The 17,423-nt window shown below is 68.5% G+C and carries 19 protein-coding genes; 5 read left to right on the top strand and 14 right to left on the bottom strand.

Annotated elements, in window-relative coordinates:
• Positions 1 to 18: 18 nt before the first annotated feature.
• The 8 genes from OHA18_RS35380 to OHA18_RS35345 all read right to left on the bottom strand — a co-directional run bounded on the left by OHA18_RS35380 (position 19) and on the right by OHA18_RS35345 (position 8,168).
• Positions 19 to 576, bottom strand: a complete 558-nt coding sequence (locus tag OHA18_RS35380) for a GNAT family N-acetyltransferase (RefSeq protein WP_328999717.1) — start codon at positions 574 to 576, stop codon at positions 19 to 21.
• Positions 573 to 1,838, bottom strand: a complete 1,266-nt coding sequence (locus tag OHA18_RS35375; protein WP_328999716.1) for an ROK family transcriptional regulator — start codon at positions 1,836 to 1,838, stop codon at positions 573 to 575. The genes OHA18_RS35380 and OHA18_RS35375 overlap by 4 nt, the downstream gene beginning before the upstream one ends.
• 56 nt (positions 1,839 to 1,894) lie before the next feature.
• Positions 1,895 to 3,148 carry an enolase C-terminal domain-like protein gene (locus OHA18_RS35370; protein WP_328999715.1) on the bottom strand — a complete coding sequence of 418 codons (1,254 nt, stop codon included), beginning with the start codon at positions 3,146 to 3,148 and terminating at the stop codon, positions 1,895 to 1,897.
• Positions 3,149 to 4,024 carry an NAD-dependent epimerase/dehydratase family protein gene (locus tag OHA18_RS35365; RefSeq protein WP_328999714.1) on the bottom strand — a complete coding sequence of 292 codons (876 nt, stop codon included), beginning with the start codon at positions 4,022 to 4,024 and terminating at the stop codon, positions 3,149 to 3,151.
• A 7-nt stretch (positions 4,025 to 4,031) separates the two neighbouring features.
• On the bottom strand, positions 4,032 to 4,910 hold the full coding sequence (locus OHA18_RS35360; protein WP_328999713.1) for a carbohydrate ABC transporter permease: 879 nt from the start codon (positions 4,908 to 4,910) through the stop codon (positions 4,032 to 4,034).
• 2 nt (positions 4,911 to 4,912) lie between these two features.
• The gene (locus OHA18_RS35355; RefSeq protein WP_328999712.1) at positions 4,913 to 5,827 is read right to left on the bottom strand and encodes a carbohydrate ABC transporter permease; all 915 of its coding nucleotides are present in this window, start codon (positions 5,825 to 5,827) and stop codon (positions 4,913 to 4,915) included.
• Positions 5,828 to 5,830: 3 nt separating this feature from the next.
• On the bottom strand, positions 5,831 to 7,213 hold the full coding sequence (locus tag OHA18_RS35350) for an ABC transporter substrate-binding protein (RefSeq protein ID WP_328999711.1): 1,383 nt from the start codon (positions 7,211 to 7,213) through the stop codon (positions 5,831 to 5,833).
• 130 nt (positions 7,214 to 7,343) lie between these two features.
• The gene (locus OHA18_RS35345) at positions 7,344 to 8,168 is read right to left on the bottom strand and encodes an alpha/beta fold hydrolase (protein WP_329006189.1); all 825 of its coding nucleotides are present in this window, start codon (positions 8,166 to 8,168) and stop codon (positions 7,344 to 7,346) included.
• A 12-nt stretch (positions 8,169 to 8,180) separates the two neighbouring features.
• Between OHA18_RS35345 and OHA18_RS35340 the strand changes: the two genes are divergently transcribed.
• Both OHA18_RS35340 and OHA18_RS35335 read left to right on the top strand, forming a co-directional pair.
• A complete protein-coding gene (locus OHA18_RS35340) occupies positions 8,181 to 8,552 on the top strand; it encodes a VOC family protein (protein WP_328999710.1) in 372 nt (123 codons plus the stop codon).
• 40 nt (positions 8,553 to 8,592) lie between these two features.
• Entirely contained in the window at positions 8,593 to 9,069 is a 477-nt protein-coding gene (locus OHA18_RS35335; protein WP_328999709.1) for a GNAT family N-acetyltransferase, read from the top strand.
• Positions 9,070 to 9,085: 16 nt separating this feature from the next.
• Here the strand turns inward: OHA18_RS35335 and OHA18_RS35330 are convergent, their stop codons facing one another.
• Together OHA18_RS35330 and OHA18_RS35325 are read right to left on the bottom strand one after the other, a co-directional pair.
• Positions 9,086 to 10,141 (bottom strand): DUF4185 domain-containing protein, encoded by a 1,056-nt coding sequence (locus OHA18_RS35330; protein WP_328999708.1) that lies wholly within the window; start codon positions 10,139 to 10,141, stop codon positions 9,086 to 9,088.
• A 71-nt stretch (positions 10,142 to 10,212) separates the two neighbouring features.
• The gene (locus OHA18_RS35325; RefSeq protein WP_328999707.1) at positions 10,213 to 10,611 is read right to left on the bottom strand and encodes a MarR family winged helix-turn-helix transcriptional regulator; all 399 of its coding nucleotides are present in this window, start codon (positions 10,609 to 10,611) and stop codon (positions 10,213 to 10,215) included.
• An 83-nt stretch (positions 10,612 to 10,694) separates the two neighbouring features.
• Between OHA18_RS35325 and OHA18_RS35320 the strand changes: the two genes are divergently transcribed.
• Positions 10,695 to 11,630, top strand: a complete 936-nt coding sequence (locus OHA18_RS35320) for a quinone oxidoreductase family protein (RefSeq protein WP_328999706.1) — start codon at positions 10,695 to 10,697, stop codon at positions 11,628 to 11,630.
• A 79-nt stretch (positions 11,631 to 11,709) separates the two neighbouring features.
• Positions 11,710 to 12,453: an SDR family NAD(P)-dependent oxidoreductase gene (locus tag OHA18_RS35315; RefSeq protein ID WP_328999705.1), complete on the top strand. Its 744-nt coding sequence runs from the start codon at positions 11,710 to 11,712 to the stop codon at positions 12,451 to 12,453.
• Between the two features lie 4 nt (positions 12,454 to 12,457).
• Here OHA18_RS35315 and OHA18_RS35310 read toward each other — a convergent pair whose 3' ends face one another.
• Entirely contained in the window at positions 12,458 to 13,279 is an 822-nt protein-coding gene (locus tag OHA18_RS35310; RefSeq protein WP_328999704.1) for a sulfurtransferase, read from the bottom strand.
• Positions 13,276 to 13,929 carry a thymidine kinase gene (locus tag OHA18_RS35305; protein ID WP_328999703.1) on the bottom strand — a complete coding sequence of 218 codons (654 nt, stop codon included), beginning with the start codon at positions 13,927 to 13,929 and terminating at the stop codon, positions 13,276 to 13,278. Before OHA18_RS35305 ends, OHA18_RS35310 begins: the two co-directional genes overlap by 4 nt.
• 98 nt (positions 13,930 to 14,027) lie before the next feature.
• Here OHA18_RS35305 and OHA18_RS35300 point away from each other — a divergent pair, with 98 nt between their 5' ends.
• Complete coding sequence (locus OHA18_RS35300; protein ID WP_328999702.1) at positions 14,028 to 15,671, top strand: S8 family peptidase; 1,644 nt, start codon at positions 14,028 to 14,030, stop codon at positions 15,669 to 15,671.
• On the opposite strand, the gene OHA18_RS35295 is transcribed toward OHA18_RS35300, so the two are convergent.
• The gene (locus tag OHA18_RS35295) at positions 15,668 to 16,792 is read right to left on the bottom strand and encodes an alkaline phosphatase family protein (RefSeq protein ID WP_328999701.1); all 1,125 of its coding nucleotides are present in this window, start codon (positions 16,790 to 16,792) and stop codon (positions 15,668 to 15,670) included. The genes OHA18_RS35300 and OHA18_RS35295 overlap by 4 nt on opposite strands.
• A 4-nt stretch (positions 16,793 to 16,796) precedes the next feature.
• Entirely contained in the window at positions 16,797 to 17,408 is a 612-nt protein-coding gene (locus OHA18_RS35290) for a DUF5998 family protein (RefSeq protein WP_328999700.1), read from the bottom strand.
• Positions 17,409 to 17,423: the final 15 nt, after the last annotated feature.

Raw genomic sequence — 17,423 nt, 5'->3', positions numbered from 1 at the left:
CCTGCGAACCCGGCGTTGTCAGGCGCCGGGTTCGCGGGTGTTGAGGATGCGTTGGTAGAGGTTGCAGTCTTGCCAGTGGCCGTCGATGTGTAGGTACGTCGGTGCCATCCCGATCTGGTGGAAGCCTGCCCGGTCGAGGACCCGCTGGGAGGCCGCGTTGCCCGTCAGCGTGCTTGCCTCGATGCGGTGCAGCTTCAGTTCGGTGTCCGCGATCTCGGCGACCGCCTCCACCGCGCGGCCCATCAGCCCGCGCCCGAGCGCGTCGACGGCGAGCCAGTACCCGAGGCTCGCGCTGCGGAACGGGCCCGGCACCAGATCGCTCAACGTGATCTGCCCGACCACCCGGTCGCCTTCGGCGAGCACCCACGGCACAACGTGCCCGTTCTTGAAGCGCTCGAGCTGGCCGGTCATCCGCTCCACCTGACCGGCGGTCGTGAACCACTTCTCGGTCCGGACCGGCTCCCACGGCCGCAGATGCTCCCGGCTACGGACCTGCGCATCGGCAAGGGCAGGGGCGTCGTCCAGGGTGCCGATCCGGAGTTCCACGTCGGGAGTCAGCGAGCGGGCTGCGATCACTTCGGCAGCCTACGTGCCTGACTGGAGCCCGACACGCGAGGGGTGAACGCATCGTGGAAGATCGTGGACGCCGCCCCGACCGCGGCCGCGTCGGTCTGCAACATCGACTCCTCGACCGCGACCGGCCGCGTCTCCCGGGCCACCGGATGCGCGTTCACCGCGCGCCCGATCTCGGTCAGGAAGATCTCCGAGACCTCCTTCATGTACGCCGGTCCGCCGAGCACCACGAGGTCGATGTCGAGCAGGTCCACCAACCCGACCGCGCCCTGCCCGACCACCCGCGCCACCTGCGTGACCGCCTTCACGGCAGCCGCATCGCCATCGGCGGCCGCCTTGCACACCGCCTTGTACCGCTTGGCCTCGTCGGTCGCGCCCGGGTCGGTCTCGACGTACCCGAACTCGGCCGCGATCACCGGCAACGACGCCGTCGGATTGCACTCGGGCACCATCCGCGGCCCATCCTCCGGGTCCCACTCCCCCATCCGCAAGGCCGCGATCTGCCCGAACTCGCCCGCGTTCGCCGAACCGCCGCGATAGATCGACCCGTTCAGGATCAGGCCGCTGCCGACGCCCGTACCGAGATAGAGGTAGGCGAAGTCGCGGGCCCGGGCCGACCGCCCGATCCAGCGCTCGCCGATCGCGGCCGCCGTACCGTCCTTCTCCACCAGCACGGGATGGTTGAGCCGCTCCTGCAGCAACTTGCGGATCTTCAGCCCGCGCCAGGCCGGCTGCAGCGGCAACGCGAGCAGCGACCCGTCGGTGTCGATCGGCCCTGGTACGGCGACGCCGACGCCGAGCATCGAGGCGGGATCGACCTGGCTGATGCTCAACGCCGCGGACACGGTCGCCGCGGTCAGGTCGATGAGCTTGCCCGCCTCCAGGCCGTCGGCGAGGTCGACGGTCTCGCGGCGGACGATCGTCCCGTCCAGGTCGACGACCGCGACCGTGAGCAGCTCCGGGTCGATGTGGATGCCGACCGCGTGGGCGGCGTTCGACCGCATCCGCACCGGGGTCCGCGGCTTGCCGAGCCGCTCCGCGCGCTCCTGCGCCTCCTCCACCAGCAGGCCTTGCTGGAGGAGGATGCGCAGGATCCGCGACACCGACTGCTGCGTGAGACCGGTCCGGCGGGAGATCTCGGTCCGGCTGATGATGCCGGCCAGCCGGATCGTCTCGATGATCACGGCCTCGTTGAACGAGCCCAGGTCGTACTGGTTCGCACCCGCGCGCCGCAGGTCCGTCAGGTTGTCAACCGAATCGTTCATCTCCACCTCCCCGTCTCACCTCGAGTAGCCGCGATCGTACTGCCCACTGTGCGTGTTTACGGTGCTTCGAGCGCTCCGTCGATTCGTCGGACTCCGGCTGCCCACTCGTCGTGTCCGGACAGTCGCGCGGGATAACGAGCCGCCGCCTCCAGATCGACGTCGATACCCCAGCCGGGCGCCTCGTTCGGCCGCAGCCAGCCGTCCTCGATCCGCAGCGTCCCGGGGAACACCTCGTGCACGGCCTCGTCGTAGATATGGCCCTCTTGGATGCCGAAGGCAACAGAACTGACGTCGAGCGCGACATTCGCCGCGGCCCCGATCGGCGAGGTGTCGCCAGGCCCGTGCCAGGCCGTCCGTACGCCGGAGATCTCGGCCAGATCGGCCAGCTTGCGGGCCGGGGTCAGACCGCCGATGTCCGAGACATGCGATCGGATGAAGTCGACACCGCCGTCCCGGATCAGCCGGACCGCGTCACCGAACGACGTCGTCAGCTCGCCGACGGCCAGCGGAACCGGCGAGGCGGCACGCACCTCGGGCAGCCGGTCCCACAGCTCCGGCGCCAGCACGTCCTCGAGGAAGAACAACCGGTGCGGCTCCAGCGAACGCGCCAGCAGCACCGCTTCCTTCGGCGTCAGCCGGGAGTGGACGTCGTGCAGCAGCTCGATGTTGTCCGGCAGCGCGTGCCGGGCCTCGGCGAACAGCTCCGGCGTCGTCCGCAGGTAGTCCCGCGCCGACCAGCCGTTGTGGTACGGCGCGTCCGGGTACAGCGTCGGCACCCGCGGAGCGCCGTACCCGCCGCCGCCCGGCGTGGACATCTGCAGCCGGATGTGGCGCCAGCCCTGCGCGATCAGCTTCTGGGCGTGGTCGATCGTGTCCTCGATCGTCTTGCCGCTGGCGTGGATGTAGGTGTCGGCGGCGGCACGGACCTTGCCGCCGAGCAGCTCGTACACCGGCATGCCGGCGCGCTTGCCGGCGATGTCCCACAGCGCCTGGTCGATACCGGAGATCGCGTTGTTCGTGACCGGGCCGCCGCGCCAGTAGCCGGAGTACCCGGCCAGGCGGGTCAGGTCGCCGATGTCACCCGGGTAGCGGCCGACGAGGAGCCGGGACAGGTGCTCGTCGACGAAGGTCTGCACCGCCTTCCAGCGCTGGGTGAACGTGGCGCAACCCAGCCCGTACAGGCCGGGTTCGGTGGTGTCGATCTTCACGACCACCAGCGGGATGCCTTGCGGCGCCGTGACGATCGCCTTCACCTCGCGGATCCGGATGTCGTCGCGGACGGGCCACGGTTGGTCGAAGTTCGAGGGCATTCAGAGCTCCAGAGGAAGGGTGGGTAGGTCGAGTTCGTGCTGGGCCCGGAAGCCGAGCACGGTCCGGACCGCGGTCAGGTCGATCGGCACCTCGCGGCCGACGAACCGCCGCGAGCGCGGTACCTCCGGCGCGAACGCGTCGAGCAGGTCCTCGGTCGCGTACGGCGCGGTGGTGGTGTCGGCGGCAACGAAGAAGGCGTGCGCCCCGGACAGCGACGCGGTCAGCCCGAGCTCGACGGCGTACGCCGAGTCCCGGGTGTCCAGATAGCTCCAGGCCTCCCGTAGACCGCTGGCCGGCTTCACCCGGACATTGTCGGCCATCCGCTCCAGCACGTCCGGTGAATTCACATGTGGGAACCGGAAGGAGACCACGTCGATCCCCCAGCGCCTCCACGCCATTCGCGCGGTGTTCTCGTCGTTCTGCTTGGACAGCGAGTACCAGTCGGCGACGTCGGTCGGCGCCTTCTCGTCCCACGGGAAGTACGGCTGGCGGATCTCGTGCGGGTTGAACGGGACGCCGGTCGCGTTGATGCTGCTCGCGATCACCGCCCGGTCGATGCCGAGAGCACCGGCCTGCGCGAGCACGTTGAACGTCGACACCACGTTGACCGAGTAGACGTCGTAAGGTGTGCCGGCCGAGGGGTGCGGCAGCGCCGCCAGGTGGACGACGTACTCCGCACCCTCCAGCGCCCGCGCCACGTCGGTCTCGGACCGGGTGTCGCCGATCAGCACCCGGTCCGCCTTCAGGTCCGGGTGCTCGACGTTCGACAGGGCGGTCACCTTGGCACCCAGTCCGTTCAGGTGCTCGACCGTGACCAGCCCGATCCGGCCGGCGGCCCCCGTGACCAGCACGCGCCGGCCGTTCAGTTCACTCACTCTGGCCTCACTCTTTGATTCCTCCCGCCATCCCCACGCCGCGCAGGAACTGTTTCTGGAACACCAAGAACAACACCACAGGTATCAGAACCGCGAGGAACAGGGCGCTCATCTGCAGCGAGATCTCGGTGGTCTTCTGCACCCGCGGCAGCGCGACCGAGATCGGTTGCAGCCGCGGGTCCGGCAGCACGAGCAGCGGCCAGAGGTAATCCTTCCAGGACCCGATGACCGTCAGCAGTGCGACGACGCCGACGATCGGCTTGGACAGCGGCAGGATCAGCGCCGTGAACAGCCGCACGTTGCTCGCCCCGTCGATCCGGGCGGCCTCGATCAGCTCGCGCGGGATCGAGTCGAAGTACCGCTTCATCACCAAAACGTTGAACGCGCCGGCCGCCGACGGCAACCAGACCGCCCAGAACGTGTTCTGCAGGCTGATCCCGAGCAACGGCATCTTCAGTACCGTCATGTAGAGCGGGACCAAGGAGATGACGCCGGGCAGGAACAGCGTCGCGAGTACGGCGCCGGTGACGATCGGACCCCATTTGGGTCGCAGGATGCTGAGCACGAACGCGCCCGTCGTACACACGAACAGCGTCGAGATCATCGAGCCGATCGCGATGAACGCGGTGTTGCCGAGGTACGCGCCGATCTGGACGCGGTTCCAGGCGTCGGGGATGTTCTTCAGCTGGATGCCCGACGGCCACATCTGCATCGGGCCGCTGAGGATGTCCTGGCTGGTGGAGACGCCGGACTTGAGCAGCCAGAGCAGTGGACCGACGCCGGCGACCGCGACGGCGACGAAGATCACCACCTGGATCGCCGGCAGGCCGTAGCGGACCAGGCCGCGCTGCCGGTCGGCTGTCGAGATGATTCCGCGCTCGGACATGCTCATGTCGTACTCCAGCGGCGAGTGACGAAGTGATAGACGACCGACAGTGCGCACAGGACCACGGCGAGCAGCACGCTGAGCGCGGTCGCGGCGCCGAAGTCTCCGTTGACGAACGCGTACCGGTAGATCAGCAGCAGGACCGTCATGGTGGCGTTGTTCGGTCCGCCGCCCGTGAACAGGAACGGTTCGGTGAACACCTGGAACGTCCCGATCAGCTGCAGCAGCATCATGATCAGGATGATTCCGCGGATCTGCGGGAGGGTGACGTGCCAGACCCGGCTCCAGATCCCCGCCCCGTCGAGCTCGGCCGCCTCGTACAACTCCGTGCGTACGCCGGTCAGCGCCGCCAGGTAGATGATCGAGGTGGCGCCCGCGCCGGCCCAGGTCGCCTCGAGGACGATGGCCGGCATCGCCAGGGTCTGCGAGTTCAGCCAGGCGAACGGACCGATCCCGAACCAGCCGAGGATCGAGTTGAAGACGCCCGCACCGCTCGGGTCGTAGAAGAACGTCCACAACAGGATCGCGGCCACCGGCGGTACGACGGCCGGCAGGTACGAGAGCACGTTGTACAGCCAGCCGGTCTTGCGCAGCTCGCTGATGAACACGGCCAGGAACAACGGCACCGGGAAACCGAAGATCAGTGCCAGGAAGGCGAAGTACAGCGTGTTGAGCGCGGCCTGCGGGAGTTGCGGGTCGGTCAGCACGTAGCTGAAGTTCGACCACCCGACCCACTCGGCGGGTAGCACCAGGTTGTTCTTCTGGAAGCTGAGCACCAGTCCACGAACGATCGGGCCCCAGGAGAAGTACAGGAAGATCAGCACCAGGGGCAGGGCGAAGAAGATGCTGCTGAGCCCGCCGGAGCGGTACCAGGTGGCAACGCTCCGGCCGGACTTCTGGGTTCTTTGCTGGAACATGGGCTACCGCGCGAGGCGAGCGTCGATCTTCGAGGCGGTGTCGCTCAGTAGCTTGTCGATGTCCGCATCCTTCTTCGTCAGCACCTGCTGCACCACCGGGTCGAGCAGTGAGTAGACCTCCTGACCCTTGTTCGACGGCTCGGGCAGCAGCTTCAGCGACGTCGTCGAGTCGATGTAGCCCTGGAACTGCTTGACCGGGACGTTCACGTACGGCTCACGCCACTTGTTGAACTGGTCGTACGTCGACTGGCTCAGCGGGCTGATGCCGGGGCGGCCGACGAAGCCCTTGTCGGCGATCGTGGTCTTCGCGTCCTGCACCGCGACCGACTCGGTCGTGTACTTGTCGAACTGGTCGAACTTGATCCACTTCAGCGCCGCGACGATCTCGTTCTTGGTCGCCTTCGGGCTGATCATCTTCAGCGAGCCGCCGGTCAGCGTGCCGTACGGGCCGCCGTCCTGCGGCAAGGCGCCCTCACCGAAGTCGGCGGGCTTCATGCCGAACTGCTTCACGCTCATGTCGTAGGCGTCCGGCGCCTGCAGGACCATGCCGATCTTGCCGGCCGCGAAGTCCTGGCGGACCTCCTCCTGGTTGTACAGGAACCGGCTGCCCATCGAGTTGTCGGTCCAGCGCATGTCCTTGAGCAGCTGCAGCGCCTTCTTGGTCGGCGCGTCGTTGAACGTGCTCTTCTTGCCGTCCGCGCTCTCGACCGTGCCGCCCATGCTGTAGGTCATCGTGGTCAGCATCCAGCCACCGGTGTTGTTGGTGGTCAGCTGCGAGTACCCCGCCTTGCCGGTCTTGTCGTGGATCTGCTTGGCGTACTGACGGACCTCGTCCCAGGTCGTCGGCGGCTTGTCCGGGTCCAGGCCGGCCTCGCTGAACAGCTTGCGGTTGTAGGCGATGCCGACCGAGAAGACATCGATCGGAACGCCGTAGATCCGGCCGTTGGCGTCCTGGACGATCTTCAGGACGTTCGGGTTCAGGTCCTTGGTCAGGTCGACCATCTTCAGCTCGTCGGTGATGTCCGGGAGCTGCTTGTTCGGGATCATGTTGGCCGGCTCGGTGAAGCTGATGTTCATCACCGTCGGCAGCGTCCCGCCGGCCACCTGGGCCTGGAAGGTCTGCGCCTGCCAGCTGGTCTCGGTCGACTTCACGGTGATGTTCGGGTTCTTCGCGGTGAAGTCGGCGATCTTCTGGTTGAACGCCTTCAGGTCGTTCGGCTTGTCGGGGGTCGGGCGGTCCCCGATCGTGATCGTGACCGGGGCGTTCTGGTCGATATCGCCACCCGCGTCGCCGGACGCTCCCGGTGTGGTGCCCTTCGCACAACCGGCGGCAAGCACCAGCCCGGCAACCCCCAGGGCGGCGCCCCACCTGCTCACTCTCGTCATCGGAACTCCTCAGGTTTCCGGATGCCGCCGATGTGCTCTGAGCCACACACCGGCCAGGTCCCGAGTAAGTTAAACCAAGCGTGTTACTAACTCAAGACCTTGACCAAGATCTGTGCGGTAACGGTTTCGCTCAGCTGTTCAGATCACCCAGCGGCATGAACTTCGGCGCCTGCGGATCGGCCAGGAAGCCGACCAGCAGCCGGTTCACCACCTCGGGCTTCTCCAGCGGCAGCCCGTGCGACGAACCGGGTACGACGGCCACCTGAGCGTCCGGGATCGCGCGGGCCATCTCCGCCGTGTGCTCGATCCGGACACAGTCGTCGTCGCCCTGCATCAGCAGCACCGGCAGCGGCAGGCTCTTCAGGGCGGCGAGCTCGACGTCCGGGACGGTCTTCCACATCTGCACCCACTTGGCGAAGACGACGTCGAAATGTCCTGGACCATCGGGCGAGAGCGGCTCGTACTGCGGCCGGAAGGCGCCGGCGAGGAACTCCAGGCCCTCGGGCTCGAGCAGGGCCTGGTTGGCGGCGGTCCCGCCGGCGTGGGTCAGTTCGGTGCCGATGAGCACGAGCTTGCGGACGAGCTCCGGACGGGACACCGCGAGGCTCATCCCCACCTTGCCGCCGTCACTCCACCCGATCACGTGCACCGGTCCGAGCTCCAGCGCCTCGATGAACGCAGCTGTGTCCGCGGCGAAGATCTCCATCGACACCGGCCCGTCGACGTCCGGAGTCCGCCCGTGCCCGCGCCGCTCCGGAATCAAGACCCGGTACTGCGCGGCGAGCGCCGGCGCCTGGGCCAGCCAACTGTCCGCCGTCACTCCCCCGCCGTGCAGCAGCACGACCGGCTCGCCCGCACCAAGCTCGTCGTAATAGGTCCGCACGCCCCGGGCATCGATATCCACAACCGTCGAACGAGCCAGGCCCGCTCCGACGTTCCCGGTAAAGGCAATCACCAAGGAGAGACCATGCCGAACCAAGTTGTGCATTTCGAGATCGTCGGGACCTCGCCGGAGCGTCTGCGGGAGTACTACGGGGAGCTCTTCGGATGGACCTTCGAGATCGGGGACACCGTGTCCGCGGCGGTGTCCGAGCCTGGGGCGTACGGGTTCGTCGAGGCGTCGGTTGCCGGGCTCAACGGAGGCGTGGGTGGTGGCGCCACGCTGCAGGCGAAGGTCTTGTTCTACGTGGGCGTGGACGACGTCGGGGTCGCGCTGGAGCAGGCCGAGGCGTTGGGCGGGCGGCGGGTGTTCGGGCCGGACGGCGTACCGGGGAAGTTGGTCGTCGGGCAGTTCACCGATCCCGAGGGCAACGTGATCGGACTCGCGGGGCCTGCCTGAACCACTGGAGGCGGTGGTCGCCGGCGGTGAGGATGGGGGCATGCATCTGCGACCGGTGACTGCTGCTGATTTTCCGTTCCTGCTCGAGATGTTGCTGGAGGCATGCAACTGGGACGGGACGCCTTGGTACGACGAGGCGCAGGTCCGCGCCGATGATCGCGCCTGGCTTTACCTCGCCGACTGGCCCCGGGCCACCGACTTCGGCGTGATCGCCGAGGTTGACGGCGTCCCGGCCGGCGCGACCTGGGCCCGGCTGCTGACCGGGGAGCGCCACGGGTACGGGTACGTCGCGGACGACGTACCCGAGATCACCCTCGGGGTCTCCCCCGCGCACCGGCGCCAGGGTGTCGCGCGGGCCGCGCTGTCCGAGTTGATCGCGCAGGCGCGCTTGGCGTCGTACCCGCGGCTGTCGTTGAGTGTGGATCCGGACAACCCGGCCCGGAGGCTCTACGAGTCGCTCGGGTTCGTGAAGGTCGGCGTGGTCGGCACCTCGGACACCATGGTCCGCGACCTCTGAAACCTCTCCAAGACCTCTAGCCGAAGCCGCGGACGCGGAACTGCATGACCCGGTAGGGCCAGCCGTTCGCGGTGTTCCACTGGCTGACCGACAGATGCAGGTCGGAGAGCGTAGAGCCTGGAATGACATACCCGCCGTACAGCTGGGCGACATGGTTGTCGTCCTCGGAACCCCAGGCGCCGCCGTAGATCAAGGTCTGCCGGTACGCCGTGTACAGGTTGGACGTCGGCGTGTCCATGATGATGCCGTCGATGCGGTAGTCGCCGGCATTGAACCAGGTCAGGACCCATTTCCCGCCGAGTGGGCGCAGGCTCATCTCACCGAAGCTCCCGGTCAGGATCGGCGTCGCCGGGTTGCCCCACGCCCAGACCCCGTCGCGGTACCCCCACGGTTCGTACGCCGCCGGATTCGCGATCTGCTCGCTGCGGACGCGCTTGAGGATGATCGGCTTGTCACGCTGGAAACCGGTCGAGTAGACGTACACATACCCGTCGTTCCCGAGCCCCCAGGTCAGCAGCTGGAAGAGCCCGCCGTCGATGTTCGCGTCGAACTTCGCGCCGGTGTGGTACCAGCTGGCACCCGAGTTGTCCGACCGCCAGATCTCGGTCCACACCACGTTGCCCAGGCCCTTGTTCACCATCGCGTGCAGGTACATCGACCCGCCGATCGTGATCACGTCCGACGGCAGCACGGTCGAGAACGTCGGGTTGTCGTGCGGGTAGTCCCACAGCTGCTGCGCCGCGTCTCCCCCGACCGCGCCCGACCACTTCACGCCGCTGCTGAGGTCCGTCGTGGTGGACCACAGCGCGACCGGCGATCGCCACCAGCCGCCGCCGACGGTCGGCTGCTCGAACGTGTCCCCGAACATGAACAGCAGCCGCCCGTCCGGCGTACGCGCAGGAATGCCCAGGTCGGTCGCGGCCATCCGGAACCGGTCGGTCAGCCCCGGCCCGGTCAGGTCGGCCACCTTGTTCGTCAGCACGGCCTGACTGCTCGCGAAAACTCTCGACGGTACGGCGGCAAGCACGCCGGCGCCGACCGCGGCGCGAAGGAACGTGGATCGCTTCATCATCGACTGTCTCCCAGGGGCGGTTGAGATGACGGGAAATCGATTTCTGACTGTCCTGCAGCGAGGCGGTTATGTCAAGGGTTGACCAGTACGGACGCCAACTGGGTGAACTGCTTGCGCTGGGTCGCGTTCAGCGCCTTCGTCAGCTCGGTGATCCGGCGATTGATCTGCATTTCGCCCTGCGCGGCCAGACGTCGGCCGGCCGGGGTCAGCGCGACGAGCACGCCGCGGCCGTCGTGCGGTGATGGTGTGCGCTGGACGAGCCCGCGCTTCTCCGCACGGGAGACCAGTCCGGTGATGGAGGACTTGTCGAGGCCGAGATGCTGGCCGAGCTCGAGCATGCCGGGCTGCCGGTCGCGGAGGATCCCGAGCAACCGGATCTGGACGATCGACAGGTCGTGCTCGGCGCCGACCGCGGCGAGGATGCGCTGGACCTGGAAGGACAGCTGCACGAGGGCGTCCACGGTGTTCATGCCCGGAAGTCTAGTTGACCTGGTACGTGACACAAACTATCTTCGGAATAGTACGCGAGACAAACTACTGTGTGAGGTGCTTGATGTACGCAGCCGTGGTGCGGTCCTTCGACGAACCACCGAGGTACGACGTGTTCGACGAACCGGCCGTGGCCGACGCCGGCGAGATCCTGGTCGACATCGTTGCCGCCGGCCTCCATCCGCGCGTGCGGTCGGCAGCCGACGGGTCGCACTACACGTCCGAGGGCGGGCTGCCGATGGTCCCGGGCATCGACGGGGTCGGCCGGACCGCGGATGGCGAGTTGCTGTACTTCGTTGCCGCGGACAACGCTGTCGGCACGATGGCGGAGCGGGCGGTGGTCGATCGGCGGCGGGCCGTCGTACTGCCTGCGGGCACCGATCCGGTGGCGGTCGCGGCCGGGATGAATCCGGCGATGTCGTCGTGGATCGCACTCCGGCGGCGCGCGAACTTCCAGCCCGGCGGCTCGGTTCTCGTCCTCGGCGCGACCGGGAACGCCGGCCAGCTCGCAGTACAGATCGCCAAGCAGCTCGGCGCGTCGAAGGTGATCGGCGCCGGCCGGAATCCTGAACGGCTGGAGCTGCTCACCGCTCTGGGCGCCGATGAAGCGGTCAACCTCGACGACGTGGCGAAGACGGCGGCCGACGTCGACGTGGTCCTCGACTATCTGTGGGGCGAGCCGACGGAGCACGCGATGCCTGCCCTCCTCCACGCCCGCACCGAGCGAGCCCGGCCACTCACCTGGATCCAGATCGGCTCGATGGCCGCCCGCGAACTGACGCTGCCGTCGTACCTGCTCCGGGCCGCCGCCCTGACCATCATCGGCAGCGGGCAGGGCTCGGTCCCCGCCCGCGACATCCTCGCCGAGCTCCCCTCCTTGGCCACCCTGATCACCTCCGGCCACCTGTCGATCAACCCGCTCCCGATCCCGCTCGCCGAGCTCGAGCAGGCGTGGAGCAAGCCGCTGGACCCCGGCGTGCGAGTGGTGCTGGTTCCTTGACTCGTGACTCACCTCACGTCACGCGCGAGCCCACCGCGGCATCTCCTGGTTGAACAGTCGTTCCCACAGGAGGCACACGATGACGAACACAGAGCAGACCACGGTGCTGATCACCGGGGCGAACAAGGGCCTCGGCTTCGAAGCAGCCCGCCGGCTCGGGGAGCTGGGCTGGAAGGTCTTCCTCGGTTCACGTGACGAGACGCGCGGCCGGGCGGCCGTCGAGAAGCTGGCGGCCGACGGTGTGGATGCGGTCCTGGTCCCGCTGGACGTCACGTCCGACGAGTCGGTGGCCGCAGCCCTGCAGGTTGTTTCCGGTCAGACCGAGCGGCTCGACGTACTGATCAACAACGCCGGTGCGCCAGGGCACGCCGTCCACCCGGCCGAGTCGACAGCCGACGAACTCCATGGCGTGTACGACGCCAACGTATACGGACCGGTGCGCGTCACCCATGCGTTCCTGCCGTTGCTGCAAGCGGCGAGCAACCCGCGGGTGGTGATGGTCTCGAGCGCCGGCGGCGCCTTCAGCGTGGTGCTCGATCCGGAGCAGCCGATCTCCAAGATGCACGAACTCGCGTACAGCTCGTCCAAGGCGGCGCTGAACATGCTCACGGTCAGGTACGCCCAGGCGCTCCCGGCCATCAAGTTCAACGCCATCACCCCGGGTGAGACGGCGAACCACACGTTCGCCGCCACCGACATGAACCACCACAAGGGTCAGCTGACCGTCACCGAAGGCACCGACTCGATCATCCGGATGGCGACGCTCGGACCGGACGGCCCTACGGGTACTTTCGAAGACCGTCTCGGCCCTGTGGGTTGGTGAGTGGTCAGTCCTTGCCCGTGGCTACTGGGCGAGTGGGGTCGGTGATCCATTCGGACCAGCTGCCGACGTAGACGGTGGCCGGGATGCCCGCGGTCTCCAGAGCTAGCGCTTCATGGGCCGCGGTTACACCCGAGCCGCAGTACACCGCGGTTTCGGTGGAGGGGGTGACACCGAGGCTCTCGAAGCGGGTGCGGAGACTGGCGGCCGGGAGGAAGTGGCCGGTCTCGTCGACGTTGGCGGTCGTGGGGGCGTTGGTCGCGCCGGGGATGTGGCCGGCGACCGGGTCCATCGGTTCTACCTCGCCGGCGAAGCGCTCAGGGGCACGCGCGTCGAGGAGTACGCCGGCAGCCGCAACAGCAGCAGCACCGTCCGCGTCCAGCACGGGCAGATGGCCTGGCGTCGCGGTGAAGTCACCGGCGCCGTCATCAGGCGCATCCACGGTCACCTCTCCCCCGGCGGCCTTCCACGCGGCCAGCCCGCCGTCGAGGACGCGTACGTCGGTCAGCCCGAAGTACCGGAAGATCCACCAGGCGCGCGCGGCCGACATCGAGTTGGCGGCGTCGTACACCACCACCGGGGTGTCGGCAGCGGTGATGCCGAGGCGGCTGAACGTCCCGGTGACGGTAGTTGCTTCGGGCAACGGGTGGCGGCCGGGGCCGGGCGGGCCGGCGAGCTCGGTGTCGAGGTCGACGAAGTACGCGCCCGGCAGGTGACCGGCGTCGTACGCCTCCTTGCCGGGCGGACCGGCCAGGTTCCAGGTCGCATCCACGAGCACAGGTTCAGCACCCAGCGCGCGCAGTTCGTCAACGGTCATCAACGGGCTCATGAAGCAGCTCCTCCGAAGGGCAGGACCTCGGGTGACAGGGTGGCTCGGGCGCGGGCCTGGGTGAGGCGGCGGCGGTGGTGCCGGCGGCAGAGGACCTCGTACGCGACCTCGTGGTCCCGCGACACCATGTCTCCCACCACCAGTTGCTCGCCCTCGGTCACCATTTCCCCACCGATCGTACGGGCGTTGTGAGTGGCCCGTTCACCGCACCAGCACAACGCCTCGACCTGGAGCAGCTCCATCCGGTCGGCGAGCTCGACCAGCCGGGCCGACCCGGGGAACAAGGTCGCCCGGAAGTCGGTCAGGATGCCGAAGCAGAAGACGTCGATCTGCAGCTCGTCGACCAGCCGCGCCAACTGCTCGATCTGCAGCGAGCTGTAGAACTGCGCCTCGTCACACACGGCGTAGTCGATCCGTCCGCCCCGGGTGAGCTCGTTCACCACGTAGTCCCAGAAGTCGAAGTCGGGCCGGACCTCGACCGCGTCCGCGGACAGCCCGAGCCGGGACGAGAGCACCGAATCGCCGGCGCGGTCGTGGCTGGTGAAGATCCGGCCGAGCCGGCCTCGCGCCTTGTGGTTGTGGTCCATCTGGAGGGCCAGGGTCGACTTGCCGCAGTCCATGGTCCCGGTGAAATAAAGGAGCTCAGCCACGGGCGCACATCCTGCCAAGTCAGTGGTCCACACCGCACCCCGGGGTGTGTTGCCGGGGGCGGCTTGGGTTCTGGGCCCCGGTACGGTTTGAATGGATCGTGCGCAAAGCTCTGCTCCTCATCCTCGCGGCCTGTCTGACGGTCGCCACCGCCACCCTGCCGGCCGTCGCGACGCCGGTCCGGGCCGAAGCAGGGCTCCGTGCGTACTTCGTGATCACCGAACCGCAACAGACCGCCAAGGTCACCGGGGCCATCACCCAGAACGGCGGCAGCGTCTACGCGACGTACGACGCCATCGGCGTGATCGTTGCGCACTCGACCGCGCCCGACTTCGTCACCAAGATGCGCGGCGTCGACGGCGTCCAGAAGGCCGGAGCGACCCGTACGACAGACCTTCCGGCGGATGTGGAAAACCCGGCGATCCCGCCGGCTGTCCCGGAGACCACGACGACCGCTCCGGAGACGGACCGCGCCGACATGGCGCAGATCGGCGCGGATCAAGCCTGGGAGAAGAACCAGGGCTCCAAGAGCGTGACCGTCGGCGTACTGGACACCGGGGTCGACGACCAGCACCCGGATCTGAAGGCGAACTTCGACGCGTCCAAGTCGGCGTCCTGCGCCTACGGGAAGGTCGACACCAGGCCCGGCGCGTGGCGGCCGGTCGGCGAGCACGGCACGCACGTCGCCGGCACGATCGCCGGCGCGAAGAACGGCATCGGCATGATCGGGGTCGCGCCCGGGGTGAAGGTGTCGTCGATCCGGATCGCCGAGGCCGGCAAGCAGCTGTTCTTCCCGGAGGACACGGTGTGCGCATTCATGTTCGCCGCCGACAAGGGCGTGTCGGTGACGAACAACAGCTACTACGTCGACCCGTGGCTGTACCTGTGCCCGGCCGACAAGGACCAGGACGCCATCGCCGAGGCGGTCCGGCGGGCCGTCGCGTACTCGGACAGCAAGGGCGTGGTGAACGTGGCCGCGGCCGGCAACGAGGACACCGACCTGGCGAACAAGAGCGGCGACGACTCCAGCCCGGACGACTCGACCCCCGCGCCCCGGACCGTGACGAACGACTGCCTCAGCCTGCCGACCGAGCTGCCGGGCGTGATCGTGGTCGCCGCGGTCGATCCGACCGGCCTGAAGTCGCAGTTCTCGAACTTCGGGGTGAACAAGATCAACCTGGCCGCCCCGGGCGAGGACGTGTACTCGACGGTGCCGGGCGGCGGCTACAAGGTCCTCGAGGGTACGTCGATGGCGTCGCCGCACGTCGCCGGTGTCGCGGCACTGTTGCGAAGCATCGATCCCAAACTGTCCGTCGCCCAGGTGCGCGCTCGACTCGCCCAGCAGGCCAACGACCTCGCCTGCCCGGCCGGCGCGACCGGCGAATGCGTCGGTCCGACCGCCAACAACTCGTTCTACGGCGAAGGGCTCGTCGACGCCGCGGAGGCGGTCGGCGCCGCGGCCGCGCAACCGCAGGGCGCGATCGCGATCACCGAGCCCTCGGAGCAGCTCGGCGTCGGCGGCATCCCCGCGATCCCGCTGCTGATGAAGGGCACCGGCGGCTCGGGCGACATCAGCTACTCCGCCACCGGCCTCCCGCCCGGCCTCACGATCGACACCGGACGTGGCTGGATCACCGGCGTCCTCACTCCCGGCTCGGGCCGCTACAAGGTCACCGTCATCGCCCGCGACGGCGAAGCCAAGACCGCCCAGACCACCTTCTACTGGGACGTCTGGAGCTTCTAGATCCCTGCGTCGACGAGGAGCGGGATCTCCATCTCGTCAGCGGTCAGGGAGCCGTGCAGGCCGATCAGGTTTGCCTCTTGGGCGTGCCGGCGGGAAGCGACCAGCGCTACCGGTCCCAGCGACGCGACGATGACGTCACCTAGGCGAGGCGCTACCCGATCCTCGACCGGGCCGAACCAGCCGCGGGCGATCGCTTCGGACCGGGACAGGACCAGGGCCTTGGCGCCCAGCCGCTCCCGGTAGGTGGCGATGACGTCGGCATCGGCGCCGGGAACGCAGTACAGGTGGCGGAAACGGGATTCACCGCCGACGACTCGGACGCCGTCGGTCAGCGCGGGCTCGGCGTCCACGTCGACGCGATGCTCCGGCGCAATGTCGATCATGCCGTGGTCGGCGACAACGACGAGTACGGCGTCGCGTGGCAAGGCGGCGCGGACTTGTTGAGCGAAGTCGTCGGCCGCGGCCAACTCCTTCTGCCATTGCAACGAGTCGCAACCCTGCTGGTGGCCGATGTAGTCGAGCTGGGAGTCGTACACGTACACCAGCGACGATCGGCCTTCACGACTCGCGAACCGGGTCGCGTCCAGCCGGTCCTCGACCGTGTCCGCGCCCCGGTGCGCACTCCCCCGGAATGCGGCGGCCGTCAGACCGGACGAGTCGAACCGCGCCTTGCTCACGTTGCGCGTCGCGACACCGGCCGCGGCCGCGCGGTCGAACACCGTGCCGTGCGGCTGCCAGCGCCGCGGATCCACCGGCGCGTCCCAGGCCAGCGCGTTCAGCAGATCTCCGGTCTCCGGGACGATCGACGTGTAGCCGACGATGCCGTGCGCACCAGGCGGCAACCCGGTGCCGAGGCTCGTCAGACTGACCGCGGTCGTCGACGGCACCCCGGCAGTCAGGCTCCGGCCGGCCGGGATCAGCGACGACAGGTACGGCGCGGCCTCGGCGTACCGCTGGAGCAGCCTCCAGCCCAGTCCGTCCAGGAGCAGGACGGCGTACCGGGACGCGGGCGGCAGGCCGAGGACGTTCGTCTCCCCCGGCACCGACAGGGCGCCGGCCACCGATGGCAGTACGTCGGCGAGCGATCCGCCGCCGTACTGCGGGGAAACCGGGACGATCACGGCGCTACCTGCTGGTCGCGAAGGACAATGCCTTGGCGAACTCGAGCACCTGCTGGATGCCGGCCGGGCCGTCGGCCGCGGCACTGATCCGCAGCGAGATGTCGTCGGCCGCGACCGACCCCGTGTACCCGTGGTCGGCCTCGCAGTTCGGGTCGGCGCAGACGGCCGGCTCGAGGTCGATCCGGTTGACCATCCCCCAGCCGATCGTCAGCACCACTTCACCGGCGCCGGCCACGGCCGGGTCCGCCTTGCCGGAGGCGTAGCCCGCCGGGTTCGGGACGACGCGGTTCACGACCACGGCGTTCACCCGGTCGAGCGGGATCGCCTCGGTGGAGGTCGACGCGTACGGCGCGCGGATGAGCTCGTCGGCGGCGTGCTCGTCGGTGTGGCCGACGATCAGCCGGCTCGGGGTCAGCGCCAGGATCGTGATGTGGCGCCGGACCTCGTCCCGGTCGAAGGTCGGCTCGTGCTGCAGCACGTAGGCCCGGATCGGCTCGCCGGCGATCGCCACTTCGAGCGAATCCGTCACCACGTCGGGGTAGTAGCCGCACCGATCGATCGCCTCGCGCAGGTCCGCTGAGGCGTCCGCGAGCTCGGGCGTATTCAGGTCACGCATGCCCTCATCCTTGCA

Source organism: Kribbella sp. NBC_00709 (genome assembly GCF_036226565.1).
Classification (GTDB): Bacteria; Actinomycetota; Actinomycetes; order Propionibacteriales; family Kribbellaceae; genus Kribbella.
Note: the sequence above shows the minus strand (reverse complement) of the source record. Positions and strands in the feature narration are given on the sequence as shown.

Excerpts from the sequence above, each read along its gene's own strand:
- OHA18_RS35375 (WP_328999716.1), bottom strand. The coding sequence starts at position 1,838 with ATGAACGATTCGGTTGACAACCTGACGGACCTGCGGCGCGCGGGTGCG.
- OHA18_RS35370 (WP_328999715.1), bottom strand. The coding sequence starts at position 3,148 with ATGCCCTCGAACTTCGACCAACCGTGGCCCGTCCGCGACGACATCCGG.
- OHA18_RS35360 (WP_328999713.1), bottom strand. The coding sequence starts at position 4,910 with ATGTCCGAGCGCGGAATCATCTCGACAGCCGACCGGCAGCGCGGCCTG.
- OHA18_RS35355 (WP_328999712.1), bottom strand. The coding sequence starts at position 5,827 with ATGTTCCAGCAAAGAACCCAGAAGTCCGGCCGGAGCGTTGCCACCTGG.
- OHA18_RS35350 (WP_328999711.1), bottom strand. The coding sequence starts at position 7,213 with ATGACGAGAGTGAGCAGGTGGGGCGCCGCCCTGGGGGTTGCCGGGCTG.
- OHA18_RS35340 (WP_328999710.1), top strand. The coding sequence starts at position 8,181 with ATGCCGAACCAAGTTGTGCATTTCGAGATCGTCGGGACCTCGCCGGAG.
- OHA18_RS35335 (WP_328999709.1), top strand. The coding sequence starts at position 8,593 with ATGCATCTGCGACCGGTGACTGCTGCTGATTTTCCGTTCCTGCTCGAG.
- OHA18_RS35330 (WP_328999708.1), bottom strand. The coding sequence starts at position 10,141 with ATGATGAAGCGATCCACGTTCCTTCGCGCCGCGGTCGGCGCCGGCGTG.
- OHA18_RS35325 (WP_328999707.1), bottom strand. The coding sequence starts at position 10,611 with ATGAACACCGTGGACGCCCTCGTGCAGCTGTCCTTCCAGGTCCAGCGC.
- OHA18_RS35320 (WP_328999706.1), top strand. The coding sequence starts at position 10,695 with ATGTACGCAGCCGTGGTGCGGTCCTTCGACGAACCACCGAGGTACGAC.
- OHA18_RS35315 (WP_328999705.1), top strand. The coding sequence starts at position 11,710 with ATGACGAACACAGAGCAGACCACGGTGCTGATCACCGGGGCGAACAAG.
- OHA18_RS35310 (WP_328999704.1), bottom strand. The coding sequence starts at position 13,279 with ATGAGCCCGTTGATGACCGTTGACGAACTGCGCGCGCTGGGTGCTGAA.
- OHA18_RS35290 (WP_328999700.1), bottom strand. The coding sequence starts at position 17,408 with ATGCGTGACCTGAATACGCCCGAGCTCGCGGACGCCTCAGCGGACCTG.